This is a genomic window from Streptomyces sp. NPDC050448 (genome assembly GCF_040655295.1).
In the GTDB taxonomy this organism is placed as follows: Bacteria; Actinomycetota; Actinomycetes; order Streptomycetales; family Streptomycetaceae; genus Streptomyces.
Window position 1 is genome coordinate 208,287 of record NZ_JBFAJR010000002.1, and the last position, 17,424, is coordinate 225,710.

Annotated in this window: 21 protein-coding genes; 5 read left to right on the forward strand and 16 right to left on the reverse strand. The window is 71.8% G+C overall.

Translation table 11 applies throughout. The annotated features are described in order from the left end of the window. The first annotated feature begins 136 nt into the window (after positions 1–136). Positions 137–727 carry a PPA1309 family protein gene (locus AB0I68_RS03735; protein WP_363175535.1) on the forward strand — a complete coding sequence of 197 codons (591 nt, stop codon included), beginning with the start codon at positions 137–139 and terminating at the stop codon, positions 725–727. 78 nt (positions 728–805) lie between these two features. Here the strand turns inward: AB0I68_RS03735 and AB0I68_RS03740 are convergent, their stop codons facing one another. The 4 genes from AB0I68_RS03740 to AB0I68_RS03755 form a co-directional block, all read right to left on the reverse strand. Then, entirely contained in the window at positions 806–1,897 is a 1,092-nt protein-coding gene (locus tag AB0I68_RS03740) for a PDZ domain-containing protein (RefSeq protein ID WP_363175536.1), read from the reverse strand. Positions 1,898–2,005: 108 nt separating this feature from the next. Continuing rightward, positions 2,006–2,203 carry a hypothetical protein gene (locus AB0I68_RS03745; protein WP_363175537.1) on the reverse strand — a complete coding sequence of 66 codons (198 nt, stop codon included), beginning with the start codon at positions 2,201–2,203 and terminating at the stop codon, positions 2,006–2,008. 355 nt (positions 2,204–2,558) lie between these two features. Next, on the reverse strand, positions 2,559–3,020 hold the full coding sequence (locus tag AB0I68_RS03750) for a molybdenum cofactor biosynthesis protein MoaE (protein WP_363175538.1): 462 nt from the start codon (positions 3,018–3,020) through the stop codon (positions 2,559–2,561). A 284-nt stretch (positions 3,021–3,304) separates the two neighbouring features. Next, positions 3,305–4,459, reverse strand: a complete 1,155-nt coding sequence (locus AB0I68_RS03755; RefSeq protein WP_363175539.1) for an SDR family oxidoreductase — start codon at positions 4,457–4,459, stop codon at positions 3,305–3,307. 191 nt (positions 4,460–4,650) lie between these two features. On the opposite strand from AB0I68_RS03755, the gene AB0I68_RS03760 reads away from it, so the two are divergent. Next, the gene (locus AB0I68_RS03760) at positions 4,651–6,093 is read left to right on the forward strand and encodes a zinc-dependent metalloprotease (protein ID WP_363175540.1); all 1,443 of its coding nucleotides are present in this window, start codon (positions 4,651–4,653) and stop codon (positions 6,091–6,093) included. Then, positions 6,090–6,626: an NUDIX hydrolase gene (locus tag AB0I68_RS03765; protein ID WP_363175541.1), complete on the forward strand. Its 537-nt coding sequence runs from the start codon at positions 6,090–6,092 to the stop codon at positions 6,624–6,626. Before AB0I68_RS03760 ends, AB0I68_RS03765 begins: the two co-directional genes overlap by 4 nt. A gap of 78 nt (positions 6,627–6,704) precedes the next feature. Here the strand turns inward: AB0I68_RS03765 and AB0I68_RS03770 are convergent, their stop codons facing one another. The 4 genes from AB0I68_RS03770 to AB0I68_RS03785 form a co-directional block, all read right to left on the reverse strand. Continuing rightward, the gene (locus tag AB0I68_RS03770) at positions 6,705–7,460 is read right to left on the reverse strand and encodes an AIM24 family protein (protein ID WP_363175542.1); all 756 of its coding nucleotides are present in this window, start codon (positions 7,458–7,460) and stop codon (positions 6,705–6,707) included. Between the two features lie 17 nt (positions 7,461–7,477). Continuing rightward, entirely contained in the window at positions 7,478–8,158 is a 681-nt protein-coding gene (locus tag AB0I68_RS03775; protein WP_363175745.1) for an AIM24 family protein, read from the reverse strand. A gap of 20 nt (positions 8,159–8,178) precedes the next feature. After that, a complete protein-coding gene (locus tag AB0I68_RS03780) occupies positions 8,179–9,882 on the reverse strand; it encodes a TerD family protein (protein WP_363175543.1) in 1,704 nt (567 codons plus the stop codon). Between the two features lie 147 nt (positions 9,883–10,029). After that, entirely contained in the window at positions 10,030–10,569 is a 540-nt protein-coding gene (locus tag AB0I68_RS03785) for a M48 family metallopeptidase (RefSeq protein ID WP_107093392.1), read from the reverse strand. Positions 10,570–10,779: 210 nt separating this feature from the next. On the opposite strand from AB0I68_RS03785, the gene AB0I68_RS03790 reads away from it, so the two are divergent. Both AB0I68_RS03790 and AB0I68_RS03795 read left to right on the forward strand, forming a co-directional pair. Continuing rightward, positions 10,780–11,886 (forward strand): ThiF family adenylyltransferase, encoded by a 1,107-nt coding sequence (locus AB0I68_RS03790; protein ID WP_363175544.1) that lies wholly within the window; start codon positions 10,780–10,782, stop codon positions 11,884–11,886. A 192-nt stretch (positions 11,887–12,078) separates the two neighbouring features. Continuing rightward, positions 12,079–13,407, forward strand: a complete 1,329-nt coding sequence (locus tag AB0I68_RS03795; RefSeq protein ID WP_363175545.1) for an AarF/ABC1/UbiB kinase family protein — start codon at positions 12,079–12,081, stop codon at positions 13,405–13,407. Positions 13,408–13,432: 25 nt separating this feature from the next. Here AB0I68_RS03795 and AB0I68_RS03800 read toward each other — a convergent pair whose 3' ends face one another. From AB0I68_RS03800 to AB0I68_RS03835, 8 genes are all read right to left on the reverse strand, one after another. Next, complete coding sequence (locus AB0I68_RS03800; protein ID WP_053694142.1) at positions 13,433–13,639, reverse strand: hypothetical protein; 207 nt, start codon at positions 13,637–13,639, stop codon at positions 13,433–13,435. 78 nt (positions 13,640–13,717) lie between these two features. Further along, positions 13,718–13,882 (reverse strand): hypothetical protein, encoded by a 165-nt coding sequence (locus AB0I68_RS03805; protein ID WP_363175546.1) that lies wholly within the window; start codon positions 13,880–13,882, stop codon positions 13,718–13,720. A gap of 147 nt (positions 13,883–14,029) precedes the next feature. Continuing rightward, on the reverse strand, positions 14,030–14,311 hold the full coding sequence (locus AB0I68_RS03810) for a hypothetical protein (RefSeq protein WP_363175547.1): 282 nt from the start codon (positions 14,309–14,311) through the stop codon (positions 14,030–14,032). Continuing rightward, positions 14,311–14,889, reverse strand: coding sequence for a hypothetical protein (locus tag AB0I68_RS03815; protein WP_363175548.1), 579 nt, complete (start codon positions 14,887–14,889; stop codon positions 14,311–14,313). The genes AB0I68_RS03810 and AB0I68_RS03815 overlap by 1 nt, the downstream gene beginning before the upstream one ends. 32 nt (positions 14,890–14,921) lie before the next feature. Then, positions 14,922–15,839, reverse strand: coding sequence for a ParB/RepB/Spo0J family partition protein (locus tag AB0I68_RS03820; RefSeq protein ID WP_363175549.1), 918 nt, complete (start codon positions 15,837–15,839; stop codon positions 14,922–14,924). 322 nt (positions 15,840–16,161) lie between these two features. Further along, positions 16,162–16,491, reverse strand: coding sequence for a hypothetical protein (locus AB0I68_RS03825; protein ID WP_363175550.1), 330 nt, complete (start codon positions 16,489–16,491; stop codon positions 16,162–16,164). Continuing rightward, the gene (locus tag AB0I68_RS03830) at positions 16,488–16,859 is read right to left on the reverse strand and encodes a WhiB family transcriptional regulator (RefSeq protein ID WP_030153506.1); all 372 of its coding nucleotides are present in this window, start codon (positions 16,857–16,859) and stop codon (positions 16,488–16,490) included. The genes AB0I68_RS03825 and AB0I68_RS03830 overlap by 4 nt, the downstream gene beginning before the upstream one ends. A gap of 184 nt (positions 16,860–17,043) precedes the next feature. Next, on the reverse strand, positions 17,044–17,388 hold the full coding sequence (locus AB0I68_RS03835; RefSeq protein WP_363175551.1) for a hypothetical protein: 345 nt from the start codon (positions 17,386–17,388) through the stop codon (positions 17,044–17,046). Between the last annotated feature and the right edge of the window lie 36 nt (positions 17,389–17,424).

A 17,424-nucleotide genomic window follows, 5' to 3' on the forward strand; every position in this document is an offset into this window, starting at 1 on the left:
GCACCTCGAAAGTCGCTGAGTCTCGTCGCTGGACATTTCAAAAGCTGGGCGCCCCGATGGTAGGCCCCACTCATGCAACTTACTGAGGCTTTAGTCAGTTCCCGTTATCGGGTGGAAAGGAGGCAGGATGTTGTCCATGTCCAACCTTTCGCCTTCCCCGACGCCGCCCGACAAGCCGACTCCGTCGGCGGGGCCGATGGCGGCCACCCCCCTGACGCGTGCCGTCCTCGAGATCGACGAGTACGCCTCCACCCTCGGCTGGGACAAGCCCGCCCGGCTGTTCGCGCTCGTCGACACCGCCAAGCTCCGCAAGTCGGAGCCCCGGCTCGCGAGCCAGCTCGGCCTCGACCAGGACGACGCGGGCAAGAGCCAGCTCACGCCGATCGAGCAGGACGAGGTGCCGAAGGGCACGCCGCTGGACAAGTTCCTGGGAACCCTCGCCTGGCCCCCCTCGATCGTCGGCTGCGCGCTGACGGTGGAGCGGCTGATGCTGCCGCCGTCCGCGGAGGCCTCCGTACCGGAGGGGCTCAGCGACAAGCAGCTGGCCAAGTGGGTCGCCGCGCACCCGGACCGGCAGGAGGTGCGCCTCACCGTGGGCGTCCTGCGCGACGGATCGCGGGAGTCGGCCGTACGCCTGCGCGAGAAGGACTCCTCGACCGAGGTGCTGACCGGCGCGAGCCTGGTGCCGGGGCTGGCCGACGCGCTGGCCGCGACGTTCCTCGACTGAGCGGTCGGCTGAGTGGTCGCCTCGGCGGTCGGCTGAGCGGTCGCCTCGGCGGTCGGCTGAGCGGTGCCGGCGGACCGGTCAGGGCTTGCCGCACTGCGGCAGCCCGGCCGTGTCCCCCTTGCTGATCTTCTCCAGTGCCTTCGTGGCGTCGCCGATGGTGGAGACCTTCACGAGGGTCAGGCCGTCGGGGATGTGCCGGGCGGCGGAGGAGCAGTTCTCGGCGGGCGTGAGGAAGTACTCGGCGCCGGCCTTGCGGGCGCCGATCGTCTTCATCTGGATGCCGCCGATGGGGCCGACCTTGCCCGCGTCGTCGATGGTGCCGGTGCCCGCGACGAACTTGCCGCCGGTCAGATCGCCCGGGGTCAGCTTGTCGACGATGCCGAGGGCGAACATCAGGCCCGCGCTCGGGCCGCCGACGTCGGCGAGCTTGATGTCGATGGTGAACGGGAAGGTGTGGGCGGTGCCCGCCCGGATGCCGACGATGGCGTGCCCGTCGCCCTCCGCCTTGGCGGCGGTGATCACGACCTTGGTCGACCCGGTGGGCTCGCGGTGCGCCTTCTCGGCCTCGGCCGCCTCGGCGGCGGGCACGACGGTGAACTCGACCGGCTCGCCGGGCTTGTGCTTGGTGACGAGCTTGGCCACGTCCTCGGGAGCGTTGACCGGGCTGCTGTCGACGGCCCGGATCACGTCACCGGCGTGCAGCTTGCCCTCGGCGGGGCTGCCCTTGACGACGCTGGAGACCACGACGCGGGTGCTGACCCCCGGCGTGCCCAGCTGCTTGAGGGCCGCCACCTTGGCGCTCTCCTGCGACTGGCTGAACTCCTCGGCGTTCTCCTGGGTGGACTGCTCCTCCGTCTTCCCGTCCGGGTAGAGGTTCTCGTGCGGGACGACGATGTTGTCGTCGGACAGCCAGCCGTAGACCGCTTCCAGCAGGTTCATGTCGTAGCCGGCGCCCGTGACGCGGACCGTCGTCATGTTGAGGTGCCCGCTGGCCGGGTAGGTCTTGTGGTCCGCGATGCTGATGACGGGCTCGCCGTGCGAGTCCCCGAGCGTGTTCACCGTCGGGCCCGGGCTCATTTCCGAGTACGGGACCTTGATGAACACCCCTGCGCAGAGCAGCGCGAACAGCATGAGGGTGGAGGCGAGCATCGTCGCAGTGCGGCGTGGCATGGATCGACAGTACGGGACGGCCCTGACGGGCGGCCGCCGGGGCCGGTCCGTACGGGGGCCGTACGCGGAACTCTCAGCGGATTCTCAGGGGGCCTCGCCCGGGACGCGTCATACCGCGTCGGAACCGGAGTGGGCCGCTGCCTTCGCCCTGGCCTGTTCGGCCTTGTCCATCGCTTCACGGAACCTCGCGTATCCCGCGAGTTCGGATATGTCACCTTGAGTGCGGTCGCGCGCCGCCCAGCTGCCCCATATCGCCGCTCCGATCGCGGCGAACAGCGGAATCAGCAACCACGCCAGTGACGCCATGGACGTGCCTCCCTGCCCCGAAAGTACGTGTCGTTGGTGGCTTCAACGCTCGTGCCCGGGAGGGGGTTACGCAAATCGAGGGCGTGTTGCGCGGCCGAACGGGTGGACAGTACCGCGTCGCGAGATCCTCCCCCCGCCCGGGGCCCCCAAGCCGATCAGCAGGCGCCGACCCGTCGGCCGGAATCCCGCCCGAGGCGTTCAGCAGGCGCCGACCCACTCCTCCGTGCCGTCCGAGAAGGCCCCCTCCCCCATGGCCGCCCTCGCACTGCTCGGCGCGAGGGCGCCTCACAGGCTTCGCGCCGACCGCGCCGGACTCCGCCCGCCGACCCCCCGGCCGGAGTCCCGCCCCAGCCGATCAGCAGGCGCCGACCCACTCCTCCGTGCCGTCCGAGAAGGTCTGGTGCTTCCAGATCGGGACCTCGTGCTTCAGGTCGTCTATCAGCATCCGGCAGGCCTCGAAGGCCTCGCCGCGGTGCGGGCAGGACACGGCCACGATCACCGCGAGATCGCCGACGGACAGGTCGCCGACGCGGTGGACGGCGGCCAGGGCGCGGACCGGGTACTTGGCCACCACGCGCTCGGCGACGCGGCGCATCTCCGCCTCGGCCGTCGGGTGGCAGGAGTAGCCGAGCGCGTCGACGTCCGCCCCGCTGTCGTGGTTGCGCACCGTGCCGACGAAGAGCGTCGTGCCGCCCGTCGCGTCGTCGCCGACGGCCGTGAAGACCTCGTCGATCGAGAGCGGGGTCTGGCGGATCTCGAGCAGCCGGATCGGGTCCGAAGCGGCCTGCTCGCCGGGGTGGTCGAAGTGCGGTGCCATGCAGCCATCGTGCACCACCGCTCTCACATCGCGGAATAGCTGATTCGACCGGCTGTACGACCTCCGGGTATGGAGCCTCCTACAGGATCGGCGGATCCGAGCGGTCGCCCCGGCGCGACCGGAGCGACCAAAGGCGCCTGCCCGAGCCATGACCAGGCCCGCGCCGCACGCCCGGACCGCCGCCCGGCGCCCGGACCGCGGCCGGGTACGGGTACGGGTACGGGGCCCGGCACCGGGTACGGGGACCGGCTCGGGGGCCGGGGGGCGGCTGCGGGGCGGCGGGGTCAGATGCCGCGGCGCTTGCGCGCCCGGCGGACCACCGCGGCAGCGCCCAGCAGCGCGACCGTCGCACCCGCGGCACCCGCGGCGGTGGCGTCCTTGCGCCCCAGCCGGCGGCCCGCGACCGTGTGCCGGCCCGCGACCTCCTGGAGGAGCTCGGCCAGCACCTCCTCGTTGGTCCAGCGCGGCCGCCAGCCCGCCGCGTGCAGCCCGCTGACGCTGACCACCCACGGGTGCATCGTGTACGCGAGGTCGCCGGCCGGGGACGGCGTCAGGCCGATCCGGTGCAGCCGCGCCGCCGCGCCCAGCGCGACCGCCGACGGGAGCTCCATGCGGCGGATGCCGCTCAGCTCCTCGACCTCCTCCTGCTCCAGCCAGCCCTCGCAGCCCACCGCCAGCTCGCCCTCGACCTTCTCCAAGGCGGCGTACTCCAGCGCGCTGACCAGGTCCTCCACGTGGCAGAACTGCCAGGTCGGGCGGGATCCGGCCACCACGAGCAGGCGCGGGGACTCGAAGTACCGGGTCAGTGCCGTGTCCGTGCCGCCGACCAGGACCGCCGGGCGGACCACGGTGACGTTCAGGCCCGGATGTGCGCGCGGGGCCCGGCGGCCGAGGCGCTCGATCTCCAGGAGGTCGCCGACGCCGGTCGCCTCGGCCGTGGCCCGCAGCTCGGAGTCCTCCGACAGCGGGATGTCGTTGTCCGGGAGGGCCCCGTAGACCATCGCCGAGGTGCACAGCACGACCCGGTGCACCCCGGCCGCCGCGGCGGCCGTCAGGACGGTCTGGGTGCCGCGCACGTTGTACGCCGTACGGGCCGCCGGGTCCGTCTCGAGGTCGAGGTCCAGTGCCAGGTGGACGACCACGTCGGCGCCGCGCAGCTTCTCGGCGATCGCGGGGTCCCGTACGTCCAGGACGTGCCACTGCGCGGCCGTGCAGTCGCCGCGCCGCTCGTCGATCGCCACGACCTGCTTGACCTCGTCGCAGGCGGCCAGGCGGGCCACCAGGGCGGCGCCGACCCCCGAGGCGGCGCCGGTCACGGCGATCACGGGTCCTCGTGCGGCCTGGTTTCGCGGCTGGCGAACGCCGTGGGCGCTGGCACCGTGGTCAGGGCGGTTTTCGGCGTCGTGCGGCGCGCGAACCTGCGGATCTGGGGAACTCACCAGGCGTCTCCAGCGGTTGTCTTCAGTAGGGACGCGCCGTGACGCGTACCTACCAGGTGATGTCCATCCTGCCGCAGCCCAGGAGCTGGCGGAGCACCGAGCCCGGAAGCGGGAGTGGTGTCTACGCTGGGTGGTGTTGTCGGACCCATTCCCGTCGGCCTTGCCGGCGGCCCTACGAGCCGAGGAAACCCGTGAGCGACACCCCATTCGGATTCGGCCTTCCGCCGGAGGAGCCTGAGAACGGCGACGAGGGCAAGAAGAAGGGCAATCAGGGCGGTCAGGGCGGCCCGAATCCGTTCGGGTTCCCGGGCATGGGCCTGCCGGGCGGTGCCGGCGGCCCGGGCGGCGCGGACAATCCGTTCGCCGCGATGTTCGGCTCGATGAACCCGAACGACCTGGGTGCGGCCTTCCAGCAGCTCGGCCAGATGCTCAGCTACGAGGGCGGTCCCGTGAACTGGGACATGGCCAAGGACATCGCCCGCCAGACCGTCGCCCAGGGCACGGCGGACGGGGTGAAGGACGCGAGCGTCGGCGTCGCCGAGAAGTCCGCCGTCGAAGAGGCCGTGCGCCTCGCCGACCACTGGCTGGACGGGGTGACCTCACTGCCCTCGGGCGCCACCACGGCCGTCGCGTGGAGCCGCGCCGAGTGGGTCGAGGCGACCCTCCCGGTGTGGAAGGAGCTCGTGGACCCGGTCGCCGAGCGCGTCGGCGCGGCCATGGGCAGCGTGCTGCCCGAGGAGATGCAGGCCATGGCGGGCCCGCTGCTCGGCATGATGCGCTCCATGGGCGGGGCCATGTTCGGCCAGCAGATCGGCCAGGCCGTGGGCGTGCTCGCGGGCGAGGTCGTCGGCTCGACCGACATCGGGCTGCCGCTGGGCCCGGCGGGCAAGGCCGCCCTGCTGCCGCTGAACGTCGAGAGCTTCGGCAAGGACCTGGGCGTCCCCGCCGAGGAGGTGCGGCTGTACCTGGCGCTGCGCGAGGCGGCCCACGCCCGGCTGTTCGCGCACGTGCCGTGGCTGCGCTCGCACCTGCTCGGCACGGTCGAGGGGTACGCGCGGGGCATCAAGGTCGACACCTCGAAGCTGGAGGACGTGGTCGGCCAGCTCGATCCGTCGAACCCGGAGCAGCTGCAGGAAGCCCTGCAGGGCGGCATGTTCCAGCCGCAGGACACCCCCGAGCAGAAGGCCGCGCTGGCCCGTCTGGAGACGGCGCTCGCGCTGGTCGAAGGCTGGGTGGACGCGGTCGTGCACGAGGCGGCCAAGCCCCGGCTGACCTCGGCGGACGCCATGCGCGAGACCATGCGCCGGCGGCGCGCCTCCGGCGGCCCGGCGGAGCAGACCTTCGCGACCCTGATCGGGCTGGAGCTGCGGCCGCGTCGGCTGCGGGACGCCTCGCGGCTGTGGGCCTCGCTGACCGACGCGCGCGGCGTGGACGGCCGCGACGGGCTGTGGGAGCACCCGGACATGCTGCCGACGGCCTCCGACCTGGACGACCCGGACGGGTTCGTGCACCGCGAGCAGCTGGACTTCTCCGAGATCGACAAGATGCTCGGCGAGGCCGCCGAGCAGCGCGACCAGCGCGAGCAGGGCAAGCAGGGCAAGCAGGGCGACGGCGAGGGCGAAGAGAAGAAGTGAGTCTGTACGACGATGCGGTCCTGGTCCTGAAGGGATTCGAGGGCCGGGACGAACAGCAGAGCGCGCTGCGGAACGTCTACCTGGAGCACCTGGCCGCGCACCCCGACGGGGTCTACAAGCCCTGCCAGGCCGGGCACGTCACCGGCAGCGCGCTGGTGATCGACCCGGCGGGCGGGCGCGTCCTGCTGACCCTGCACAAGAAGCTCGGCATGTGGCTCCAGATGGGCGGGCACTGCGAGACCGGCGACGCCACGCTGGCGGGGGCCGCGCTGCGCGAGGCCGTCGAGGAGTCGGGCATCGTGTCCGGGCTGACCCTGCTGCCGGGCGGCCCGGTGCGGCTGGACCGGCATCCGATCCCGGCGCCGTGCAACTGGCACCTGGACGTGCAGTACGCGGCGCTGGCTCCGGCCGACGCGGTGGCGGAGATCAGCGAGGAGTCGCTGGACCTGCGCTGGTTCCCGTACGAGGAGGTGGCGGCGGTGGCCGACACCTCGGTCGTGCGGCTGATGGAGGCGGCCCGGGCGCGGCTCTGACGCCCCGGAACGACGGAAGGGGCGGCCCCGCATCCGCGGAGCCGCCCCTTCCGTGCGCCGAGTGCCTCGTGCCGGGTACTAGTTCCAGGCGTTGTTCTGGTTCTGGGCCTGGACGCCGTGCTGGCCCATGCCGTACTGCGCGGCCATGCCCTGGCCGAGCTGGGCGTTCTGCGGCGGCAGCACCTCGCTCGGCTGCACCAGCGCGAAGCCGGTGCCGAGGAAGCTGAGCTCCCAGCCCTCGCCGGTGTTGCCGCGGCGCCGCCACACGCCGGAGGAGTGCGTCTGGGCCTGCATCTGCACGCGCAGCGAGGTGGACCAGGCGACGATCGCGTCCGCATCGGCGTTGACGTACTTGTCGGGCGTGACCTGCATCATCAGCGGCTGCCCGGAGGTCATCAGCGCGACCTTGCCGCGGCCGCTGATGTTGAGCTGGTACTTGCCGGTCCCGGAGACCCCGTACTGGCTGTCCACGGCGATGGCCTCGGTGTGCAGGGTGGAGTCCAGGGCCAGCACGTAGCTGCTGTCGACCGTGAGACCGCCCTGGTCCACGTCCACGACGTGCACGTGCTGGGCGAGGTTGGCCAGGTAGACCGTGCCCTGCCCGGAGCAGCGCATCAGGTCGAGGCCCTCCCCGGTGCGGGCGAGGGCGGTGCGCTGGGTGGTGCTCTGGTACTCGCCGTCGAAGTCGATGATCCCCTGGTAGGCGACCATCGCGCCCTTGCGGGCGAGTACGTCGTCGGAGCCGGCCAGCGTGACCCGCAGCAGCTGCGGGTTCTGGACGGCGTACCGCTCCTGGGACTGTGCCTCGGCGTGGGCGAAAAGTGGGCTCTGCATGATGTGTCCGCTCCCCCTCAGCCCCGGGTCCGGAGCCGGTCGGTGCTGTCCTCGCTGGGCTGTACGACGACGATGCCCTGGCCGGAGAAGGCCATCTGGTAGGCCTCCCCGCTGCCCCGGCCGATCATCGACGAGGCCTTGAAGCTGCGCTTGCCCTTCACCTTGAGGTTCGGGGACCAGGCGACGAGCGCGTCGGGGTCGACGTACGTCTCGTCCTCGCCGCGGCCGCAGTCGACCACGATCGGGGTGCCGCGGGAGGTGATCGCGACCCAGCCGGTGCCGGAGACCTGCACGTTGAACAGGCCCTGGCCGGCGAACTTGGCCATGCCCTTGACCCGTTCGACGCCCCACTGGAGGTGGGCGTCGAAGGCGAGCAGGTTGGTGCCGTTGACGGAGAGGGCGTCGTTGTTGAGGTTGACGCAGACCACGTTCGCGCCGTAGTCGGCGAGGTACAGCAGGCCGTCGCCGGTGCACTTCATCAGCGGGGCGCCCTCGCCCGTGAGCCACTGGGAGGCCCGCTGGCGCAGGGCCGGCGGGTTGGGCTCGTACTGGACGAATCCCTCGTACGCGACCATCGAGCCGGTGCGCGCGAACAGGTCCTGGCCGCTCTGCATGGCGACCTTGAGCATGGCCGAACCGTGGTTCTCCATGCGGGCCGTGACGGGGGTGGGGGCGTAGCCCGCGAGCTGCTGGTTCATTGCGTTCATGACGGGCTCCCTCAGACCTCGTACGGCTGGACGACGATAAAGTTGCCGGGAGCGCCGCGGAACTGGAGGTTCACGGTCTCCCCGCTGTGGCCGGGGTAGGCGTTGCGCCGCAGCCGGACCTGGCTGGAGACGATCACCTGGGAGGCCGCCGACCACGCGACGATGGCGTTGCTGTCGGCGAAGGTGGTCGGGGTGACGGGCAGCACGACCGGCGTGCCGTGGGTTTTGACGATCACCGTGCCGGAGCCCTGGAACAGCATGGTGAACAGGGCGCCGCCGGGGATGCCGTGGCCCTCGATGCGGCGGACCTCGTACTGGAGGCCCTCGTCGAAGGCGAGGACGCTTTCGGCGGAGACGCAGATTCCGTCGCCCTGGAGCTCGATGGCATGCAGGTGGGCGCCGTTCTCGGCGAGGAAGACCTGGCCGCGGCCGCTGCAGCGCATCAGCTGCATCTCCTGGCCGGTGGCGTTGCCGACGATGCGGCCGGCGAAGCCCGCGCCCTTGTAGCTGAAGTCGACCTTGCCCTGGTACAGGACCATGCTGCCCTGGCGGGCGAGGACGGGCTGGCCGCCCATCGAGAGGTCGACCCGCATGAGCTGGTGGTTCTGCGCGGTCCAGCGGGTGCCGGTGGGGACTTCCTTGTACGGCTGGAGGGCGGCGGCGAGGCCGGCGCCGGCGGCCTGCGGGGCGCCCTGGCCGTAGCCGGGCTGCTGGCCGGGCATCTGGCCGTACGGGGGCGGCTGCTGGCCGGGGACCTGGCCGTAGCCGGGGGGCTGCTGGCCGTACGGCGCGGGGGCCGGGGCCGGCGGCGGGACCTGGCCGTAGCCGGGCATCTGGCCGTACGAGGGGTGCGGCTGCTGGCCGTACGACGGCGGGCCGGGCGGCTGCGGGGCGTGGGGCGGCTGGCCGTACGGCGCGGGGGCCGGCGGGGTGGTCAGCGGGCCGACCATGGTCGGGGCCGAGTGCACCGGGGCGGGCGCGGCGGGCTGCTGGTGCTGCGGGGCGGGGGCCGGGGCCGGCTGCGGGACGTGCGGGGGCTGCGGGGCCTGGGGTGCCTGCGGGGCCTGGACCGGGGCGCCGAACGACGGCGCCGGAGCGGCTCCCTGCGGCGGCGGGGCGAACCCCGGCGCGCCGCCGGCCTGGGCCGGGGCGGGGGCCTGCTGCTGCGGGGCCTGCTGCTCGTCCTCCTCGGCGACCTCGCCGCCGAAGTTCTTCAGCAGTGCGGCGAGTCCGCCGTCGAAGCCCTGGCCGACTGCGGCGAAGCGCCACACGTCCTTGAGGTAGAAGTCGCCGAGCATCACCGCGCGCTCGGTGCTGAACTCCGCGCCCGTGAAGGAGTACCGGACGACCTCCTCGCCGCCGGCCACGATCCGGATGTAACCCGGGCCGATCTGCGACATCTGTCCGGCGCCGTCGACCGTGGCGGTGAAGGACAGCTTGTGGATGCTCGCCGGGACGCGGTCCAGCGTCACCCTGAAGGACTCGGTGTCGCCGGACTGCGCGCCGAGCTGCTGAATGGACTCCTCAGGCGACTTCGGCTGGTTGTAGAAGACGAAGTAGCGGTCGTCCGACAGCTGCTCGTTGGCGTCAAGACCGAAGCAGCTGATGTCGAAGGCGAGTCCGGGCCCGGCGATCCGGACGCCCACGTACAGATCGGTGCCTGCCGTCAGATCGCTGATCCTGGCCTTGTGACCGCGTTGGAATTCCCTGGCCATACGTAACGACCGTCCCCCATCCCGACAGTGAAATGCGTGCCGCTCAGGCTAGCCGCATCTGCCGGCATCCGGCCAAGCCGGTACCGACCCGGTACATACCGCCCGGTACACCCCGAGGCGTCCGCGCCCGGCGGTGCGCGGGGCGGGTCATTCCTCGCGGGCCGCGGGGACCTTGGGCAGGCGCTCGGCGGCGACCACTCCCTCGAGGTAGCCGCGGGCCCGCTCGGTGCGCGGGTAGGCCTCGAGCAGTTCCCAGAAGCGGGGGCCGTGGCCGGGCACGAGGAGGTGGGCCAGTTCGTGGAGCAGCACGTAGTCGACGACGTACTCCGGCATCCCCTGGAGGCGGTGCGAGAGCCGGATGCTGCCTTCGGCTGGGGTGCAGGAGCCCCAGCGGGTGTTCTGGTTGGTGACCCAGCGCACCGAGCGGGGGCGGGCACGGGCGCTGAAGTACTGCTCGGACAAACGCTCGGCGCGCTCGGTGAGTTCCGCGTCCCCGAGGGTGCGCTTGCTCTCCTGCGCGGCCAGCTTGTCGAGCATGACCCCCACCCAGCGCTGCTCCTCGGCCTCGGACATCCGGGCAGGGATGAGGACGACCGTACGGTCACCCTCGCGATAGGCGGATACGGTCCTGCGGCGGCGCGCGCTCCGGCGGACTTCGACGGCGCGCTGCTGTGGGTCGGCGGACACGCCCAAGACCGTACCCGCTCGCCGTGGCCGAAGCCCCCCTGCTCCACGGTTCGAACATGATCGATTCGGAGTCCGTACAGGAAACGTCCTCTTTCTCCATCTCATATGCCTAATAACCCTTGGCTGTGGACAACTGCGCGCGCCGAATGCGGCGGGCGGGCACTCTGCGAGGGAAGGGAATGAGGCGGAGTTCGTACGAGGGGGAAAGCCATGTATCCGAAGGTGAAGCCGGCGCTGGCGAGGGCGTGGCGGGATCTGCAGACGGTGCAGTTCGGGGTGACGCCCGCGCATGCGGTGGTGCTCGGCCCGGTGGACACCGCGACGGGATCGCTCATCGACCGGATCGACGGGACGCGGGGGATGGAGCTGCTGCGTGCCGAGGCGGCGGCCGTGGGGCTGCCGGAGGGGCAGGTGGACACGCTGGTCCGACGGCTGGCGGCGGCCGGGCTGCTGGACGACGCCACCGCGGGCGGGCCACGGGCCCAGGCCGTGCGCAAGCGACCGGAGACCCTGGAGCGGCTCGGGCCGGACCTGGGTTCGCTCTCGCTGGTCCACCGCGATCCGGGAGGCGATCTGCGGGGTGTCGCGGCGCGCCGGGCCATACGGGTCCAGGTGCGCGGGAGCGGCCGGGTGGGCGGGGTGATCGCGGGGGTCCTGGCGGGAGCCGGTGTGGGCCGGGTCGAGGTTCTCGACGGCGGCCGGGTGGAGCCGGCCGATGTGGCGCCGGGCGGCTTGGGACCCGGCAGCGTGGGCCGGCTGCGGGCCGAGGCCGCGGCCGGGCTGGTGCGCGAATCGGCCCCGGGGCGCGCGCCGCGGACCGCGGAGCGCGAGGGGCCCGAGCCGGGGGTGTCCCTGGTGGTGGTCGCACCCCGGGACGGCCTGCAGGCGTGGGCCCCGGATCCGGGCATCGCCGCCGACTGGATCGCCACCGGCACCCCGCATCTGTACGCCGGGGTGCTGGAGGGCACCGGGCTGGTGGGGCCACTGGTGCTGCCGGGTGCCACGGCGTGCGCGGGCTGCATGGAACGCGACCGGGTCGAGGCGGACCCGGCCTGGCCCCGGATGCTGGTCCAGTGGCGCTCGGCGCACCGCCGCCGGGCCACCGCGGCCTGCGACCTGGGCCTGGCCACGGCGGTGGGCGGCCTCGCCGCGGCCCACGCCCTGTCCTTCCTCGACGGCGAACTCCCCGCCTCCACGGCCTCCCGCTGGGAGGCGGCCCTCCCGGGCCTCCACTGGGAGCAGACACCGCTGCGCCCCCACCCCGGCTGCCCGTGCGCGGCGGCCACGGTCCCGGCGGAGCAGGCGGTGAGGTCGTGAAAGGCTCGACCCGCTGTCCGGCCGTGCTGTCCCATGGGGTGGACACTGTCCGGCGATGGCCGGATCGGTGCCGGATTCGGGGCGGGCGCCTCGGCCGGGGCGGGGCGCGGGCGTCATGACAGGATGCGTTTGGCCGAGGGGACATCCCTAACCGCCGCTTGCGGCGCAGCAGTCTGGGAATTGGAGGGGCGCATGTCTGATCTTCCCCGGAAGGCGGTCACCCGTACCGTCAAGCTGGCCGCGCTGCCGCTCGGCTTCGCGGGCCGGGCCACCTGGGGGCTGGGGAAGCGGATCGGGGGCAAGTCGGCGGAGATCGTGGCGCGCGAGCTCCAGCAGCGCACCGCCGAGCAGCTGTTCCGCACGCTCGGGGAGCTGAAGGGCGGCGCCATGAAGTTCGGGCAGGCGCTCTCGGTCTTCGAGTCGGCCCTGCCCGAGGAGATCGCCGGTCCGTACCGGGCGGCGCTGACCAAGCTTCAGGAGGCGGCACCGCCGCTGCCCGCCCAGACGGTGCACCAGGTGCTGGCGGACCGGCTGGGAGCCGACTGGCGGGATCTGTTCGAGGAGTTCGAGGACAAGCCGGCCGCGGCCGCCTCGATCGGGCAGGTGCACCGGGCGGTGTGGCACGACGGCCGGCAGGTCGCGGTGAAGGTCCAGTACCCGGGGGCGGGCGAGGCGCTGCTGTCCGACCTCAGGCAACTGGCCCGGTTCGCCGGGCTGCTGGGGCCGCTGATTCCCGGTATGGACATCAAGCCGCTGATCAAGGAGTTGCGGGACCGGGTCGCGGAGGAGCTGGACTACGAGCTGGAGGCCGAGGCCCAGCGGATCCACGCGGACGCGTTCGAGGGCGACGCGGACGTGTTCGTACCGGATGTCGTGCACCAGGGCGACCAGGTGCTGGTGACCGAGTGGATGGAGGGGACGCCGCTGTCGGAGGTGATAGCGGACGGCACGGAGGAGGAGCGCGACCGCGCCGGTCAGCTGCTGGCCCGGTTCCTCTTCTCGGGGCCCGCGCGCACCGGGCTGCTGCACGCGGATCCCCACCCGGGCAATTTCCGCCTGGTGACGGGGGCGGACGGCCGGATACGGCTGGGCGTGCTGGACTTCGGCACGGTCGACCGGCTGCCCGGCGGCTGGCCCAAGCCCATCGGCACGTCGCTGCGGATGACGCTGGAGGGCGATGCCGAGGGGATCTACGGGCACCTGTGCGCCGAGGGGTTCGTGAGGGAGTCCATCGAACTGGACCCGGAGGCGGTGCTGGATTACCTGTTGCCCATCATCGAGCCCGCCGAGGCCGAGGAGTTCACCTTCACGCGGCCGTGGCTGCGCGGCCAGGCGGCCCGGATCGCCGATCCCCGCTCCCCCGCACACCAGTTGGGCCGGCAGATCAATCTGCCGCCCTCGTACCTGCTGATCCACCGGGTGACACTGAGCACCATCGGGGTGCTCTGCCAGCTGGGCGCGACGGTACGGCTGCGGAGCGAACTCGAGTCCTGGCTCCCGGGGTTCCTGCCCGAGGAGTGAGCGCGCAGGCCGTGCGGGCCCGGGGTCACCACCAGGACGAGTCGAGGCGGCCCTCGATCGCGCGCAGGTTGGCCCGCGCGCAGTCGACGCAGAAGTACTGTCTGGTCCCGTTCTCCACCGAGCAGGTCCAGGTGGGCGGGGCGCCGTCGGGGGCCTTCTTGCCGCAGCGCGCGCAGACGACGGGCTGGGCCTCGGGTCCCGACGGGGCGGGGCGGGGATTCGGCTGGTCCACCTCCAGACGATATCCCCGCAAGGGGTGGACAGCCGTGCGCAACGCACCGGCGGAGGGGGCGGTTCCCCTCCGGTCGGCTCACACCAGGGTGATCGTCACGTCGACGTGGTGCGCCGCGTAGCTCAGGGTCTCCCAGAGCACCGCGCCGGCGAAGGCGTAGAAGGTCGCGCCCAGCCGGGAGACCGGATCGGGCAGCCAGTGCACCGGCTTGGGCGACAGTTCGGTCGCCGCCGTCGCTTCCATGGTCGGTTCTGTACTGATTTCCGACTGGCCGGGTGTCTGCGAGCTGCTTGTGCAACGATTGCACATGGTGTGTCCCTCCGGATATGCCGTGGGCCGGCCCCTCATCGGGTGTTGTGAGAGACGGTCGGTGAGAGGGCGGGCCCGCTGTCAGTGTCGGTTCTTGAAGCGCAGGTAGAGCGTGACCACGCCAGGGATGGCTGAGAACACGGTCATGATCACGGGAATGAGAACCGTGGGGATGTCCGCGGCGATCAGGGTCACCATCAGACTCACGGTGGCCGTGAGGGTTGCGATCGAGGTCGTGCCGAGGACCACGCTGGTCTGTTCGTCTTCCCGGTGCTGCCGAGCCTGGATCGCATCGGCCTTCTCCATGATTCGTGCGTAGCGCTGGTCGGTCAGTGCGCTGTGTCGAGCGTCCTTGCCGGGCATCAGGAACCTCCTTCCATGTGATCTGCGAAGAACGTCACCACGGCGTCGATGTCCGTCACGGCGCTGATGCGGGCATCCGCCTTCGTCGTCCCGACCGAGTTGATGGAGACCCCGAGCCGGTCCGCGGCCAGAGCCATGGGATAGGCGAAGACCCGGCGGGCCTCGAAGACCCGCTTCATCGCGACGGGCATGCTGTCGATGGCGCGCAGCCCCTTCATCACCTCGGGGTCGGCGACGTCGGCGAAGAGTACGGCGTACTCGTTCCGGCTCCAGCTCTTGCCGGACCAGGTGTCCGGCAAGTCCTTGAGCGCCTCGCGAGCGTAGATCTTCACCAGGCGGCGCAACGACTCCACCGCCCGGTTCTGTTGACGCACCCAGTCGGCGCAGAGCCGGGCGTACGCGTCCTCGACGACGCATTCGATGTCCACGCGTGGATCGGAGCACGTGGTGAACGCGATCCGCTGGCACGCCGCGAACTGCTCCGCGATCAGTGTCCGCTGCACAGCGACGATCTCCGGCGTCTTCCGGTAGATCCTGACGCGGCGGTTTACGAGACTGCTCCCGGCGAAACTGTTCACCCACAACTCCTTTCTGCTTGCCCCGCCTTCGTCTACGGTGCCAGGTCGGCGTCAAGGGGCTGTGGCGCGGCCGCGGTGCGGCACGGCGAGCCGGGCTCGGCCGGGACCTCCTGGCCGCGCAGGTGCCGTGCGACCCGGTCCATCCGTTCCAGCAGGTGCGCCACCATCCGGTCCGCCTCGTCCTGGTCGGCCGTGGCGGCATCCCGGTACGCGGCGGCGACACCCTTCATGCTGGACGCGAACTCCACGGCGCGGTCCACGTATGCGGCGAACACCTGTACCGGATTAACCGGGTTAACCAGTTCGGCGGTATCGGCCGCGCCGGCGCCGGAGCGTGCTGCGGATCGAGGCGGCGTCCTGCGCGCGGACTTGGCCCCGCTCATCGCCCGCTCGGCCTCCACCTGCTGCCGCTCGGCGGCCATCCCGCCGATGCGGCGGGCGTCCTTCACCGGGAGTTCGCCGCTGCGCACCTTGTCCTTCAGGTCGTCGGTGAGCTTGAGCAGAGCGAGCCGCTGCGAGACCCAGGCGGCGGTTTTGCCGAGCTTCGCCGCCACGTCCTTCTGCCGCCCGTAGGCCAGGACCAGCTCCTGGATCGCCATGGCCTCCTCCAGCGGCCCCAGATCGGCCCGGTGGATGCTGGTGATCAGCGCCGCCTCGAGCATCTCCTCGGCGCTCGCCGCGAGTTCGTCACGGATCTCGATCCTCAGCTCGGCGAGCCCGGCCACCCGGGCCGCGGCCAGCCTGCGGTTTCCGTCGAGCACGACGTAGCCCGCCTCGCCGAGCACGTGCTCCTGCCCGGTGTGGACGGCGAGGAAGGCCTCGCGCCGCACGACGGTGACGGCCTGGATCTGTCCCCTGGTGGTCAGCGACTGGGCTATCTCCTGGATGTCGCCGAGCCGGACACGCGGATTGAACGGGTTGTGCGCGAGCTCGGCCGGCTTCACTGCCATCGGCGCGCGCCTCGTGTCACGCTGCATGCTCTGCACCCTAGGGCTCCCGGGGGAGGCCGTCGTGCCGGGCGATGCCACACTCCCGGTCCCGCTCCGCTTTGGATACCGAGGCGCCGGCGCCGGTGCCGCGGGAGGGAGGCGAGGCGACATAACTTCCCTGTCCTGCACGGCACATGGGGCTGCGTCAGCAGTACTGGCCCGCCTCGCCGTTGCAGGAGGACGGCAGCTGGGGCCGCGGGCGGGGATCCCTCCGGAAACGGACGTCGGCCCCCACCACCGGTGAACCGAGTGGTGAGGGCCGACGTCCGATGCTGTTCGGCTGTCAGTGCATGACGGCCATGGCCAGTGCGCGCCGGGCGCGCAGCGAGACGCGCTCGGCTCGCCGCTGCATGCGGCGGGCGGCGACCAGGCGCAGGGCTCGACGCTCCGCGTCGGCCTCGCGCATACGGTCGTCCATATGGGCACGGGCCAGGGCTTCTGGGATGAGTTGCATTTCGCGGGTCCTGTTCTGACGCGAGGTGATCGCGCCGGCGGTGATGAAGTCTGCGGTGGCGGAGCCGTGCGGCTGCTCGCTCGTCGTGTGGGCGGTCATGAGGGCCTGCTTCAAGGGGTCGTGCGTCACGGGGCGGTCGATGGTTCCGATGGCGGTCATGCCGCGACAACCGGGTTCTTGCGCGGACGGCCACGGGGGCGCTTCCGGGCTACGACGACACCCTGGACGAAGAGCTCGCCACCCCAGACACCCCAGGGCTCGCGGCGCTCGAGCGCACCGGCGAGGCAGGCCTCGACCAGCGGGCAGGTGGCGCACAGGGACTTGGCGTACTCGACGTCCGCCGGGGACTCGGCGAAGAAGACCTCGGGGTCGTAGGTACGGCAGGCGACGGGTACGCCGAGGTTCTCGATGGCGTCGTCGAGCGCGGTCAGCGCGGTGAGGGGAGTCAAGGTGGAGTCCTCCGGGACTGCGGGCGGGGAGATCGTCTGGGTCTGCGGTACGGACGGGGCGTGCGCTTCGAGTTGCACGGTGTTTTCTTCCTCGTCTTGGTTGGCTAGTCGTTCCGGCCGGGTTCGGCCGGGGGCGGCTGGTACCTGGTCTTGCCAGTCCCGAGGCTCCTTCGTGCCGTCGCCCCCGTTCGGGGACAAACAGAAGGGCCGCGGATCCCGGGTGGGGTTCCGCGGCCCTGAAGGCGCCGGTCTGATCTTGCGATCAGACTGGATCACTCCAGGGTTCGAGCCCGCGGAAGGCCCACATCAGGTGGTGCTGCTGCTTCGTCTGCTTCGTCTGCTGCGTCTGGGATCCGGCACCGGCTGCGGCCGCAAACCCATAGGCGCCATGCGCCTGGGCTTCCAGTACTGCCACCGGTGCCTGGGTCGGTCGCTCATTCCGCTCGCTCGCCAGGCGCGCGGAGGGCGCAGCCAGCAGGGCGCGGCTGTCGGCGCAGATGGCAGACAGACCGGTACCCAGGAGCGGGAGGAGCGAGGAGGAGCCGAGCGTGCAGGAAGCGGCAACCGAGCGATCGGTCATTTTGTTGCTGGTGATGAAGCTGATCACTGGTCTCGCCTCCTCTCGGCGTCTCGGGGACGGGGG

Bases quoted from the DNA above. Each gene is read 5' to 3' on its own strand.
- AB0I68_RS03735 (WP_363175535.1), top strand. From the start codon at position 137: ATGTCCAACCTTTCGCCTTCCCCGACGCCGCCCGACAAGCCGACTCCG.
- AB0I68_RS03740 (WP_363175536.1), bottom strand. From the start codon at position 1,897: ATGCCACGCCGCACTGCGACGATGCTCGCCTCCACCCTCATGCTGTTC.
- AB0I68_RS03745 (WP_363175537.1), bottom strand. From the start codon at position 2,203: ATGGCGTCACTGGCGTGGTTGCTGATTCCGCTGTTCGCCGCGATCGGA.
- AB0I68_RS03750 (WP_363175538.1), bottom strand. From the start codon at position 3,020: ATGGCACCGCACTTCGACCACCCCGGCGAGCAGGCCGCTTCGGACCCG.
- AB0I68_RS03770 (WP_363175542.1), bottom strand. From the start codon at position 7,460: ATGCAGAGCCCACTTTTCGCCCACGCCGAGGCACAGTCCCAGGAGCGG.
- AB0I68_RS03775 (WP_363175745.1), bottom strand. From the start codon at position 8,158: ATGAACCAGCAGCTCGCGGGCTACGCCCCCACCCCCGTCACGGCCCGC.
- AB0I68_RS03780 (WP_363175543.1), bottom strand. From the start codon at position 9,882: ATGGCCAGGGAATTCCAACGCGGTCACAAGGCCAGGATCAGCGATCTG.
- AB0I68_RS03790 (WP_363175544.1), top strand. From the start codon at position 10,780: ATGTATCCGAAGGTGAAGCCGGCGCTGGCGAGGGCGTGGCGGGATCTG.
- AB0I68_RS03795 (WP_363175545.1), top strand. From the start codon at position 12,079: ATGTCTGATCTTCCCCGGAAGGCGGTCACCCGTACCGTCAAGCTGGCC.
- AB0I68_RS03805 (WP_363175546.1), bottom strand. From the start codon at position 13,882: ATGGAAGCGACGGCGGCGACCGAACTGTCGCCCAAGCCGGTGCACTGG.
- AB0I68_RS03810 (WP_363175547.1), bottom strand. From the start codon at position 14,311: ATGCCCGGCAAGGACGCTCGACACAGCGCACTGACCGACCAGCGCTAC.
- AB0I68_RS03820 (WP_363175549.1), bottom strand. From the start codon at position 15,839: ATGGCAGTGAAGCCGGCCGAGCTCGCGCACAACCCGTTCAATCCGCGT.
- AB0I68_RS03825 (WP_363175550.1), bottom strand. From the start codon at position 16,491: ATGACCGCCATCGGAACCATCGACCGCCCCGTGACGCACGACCCCTTG.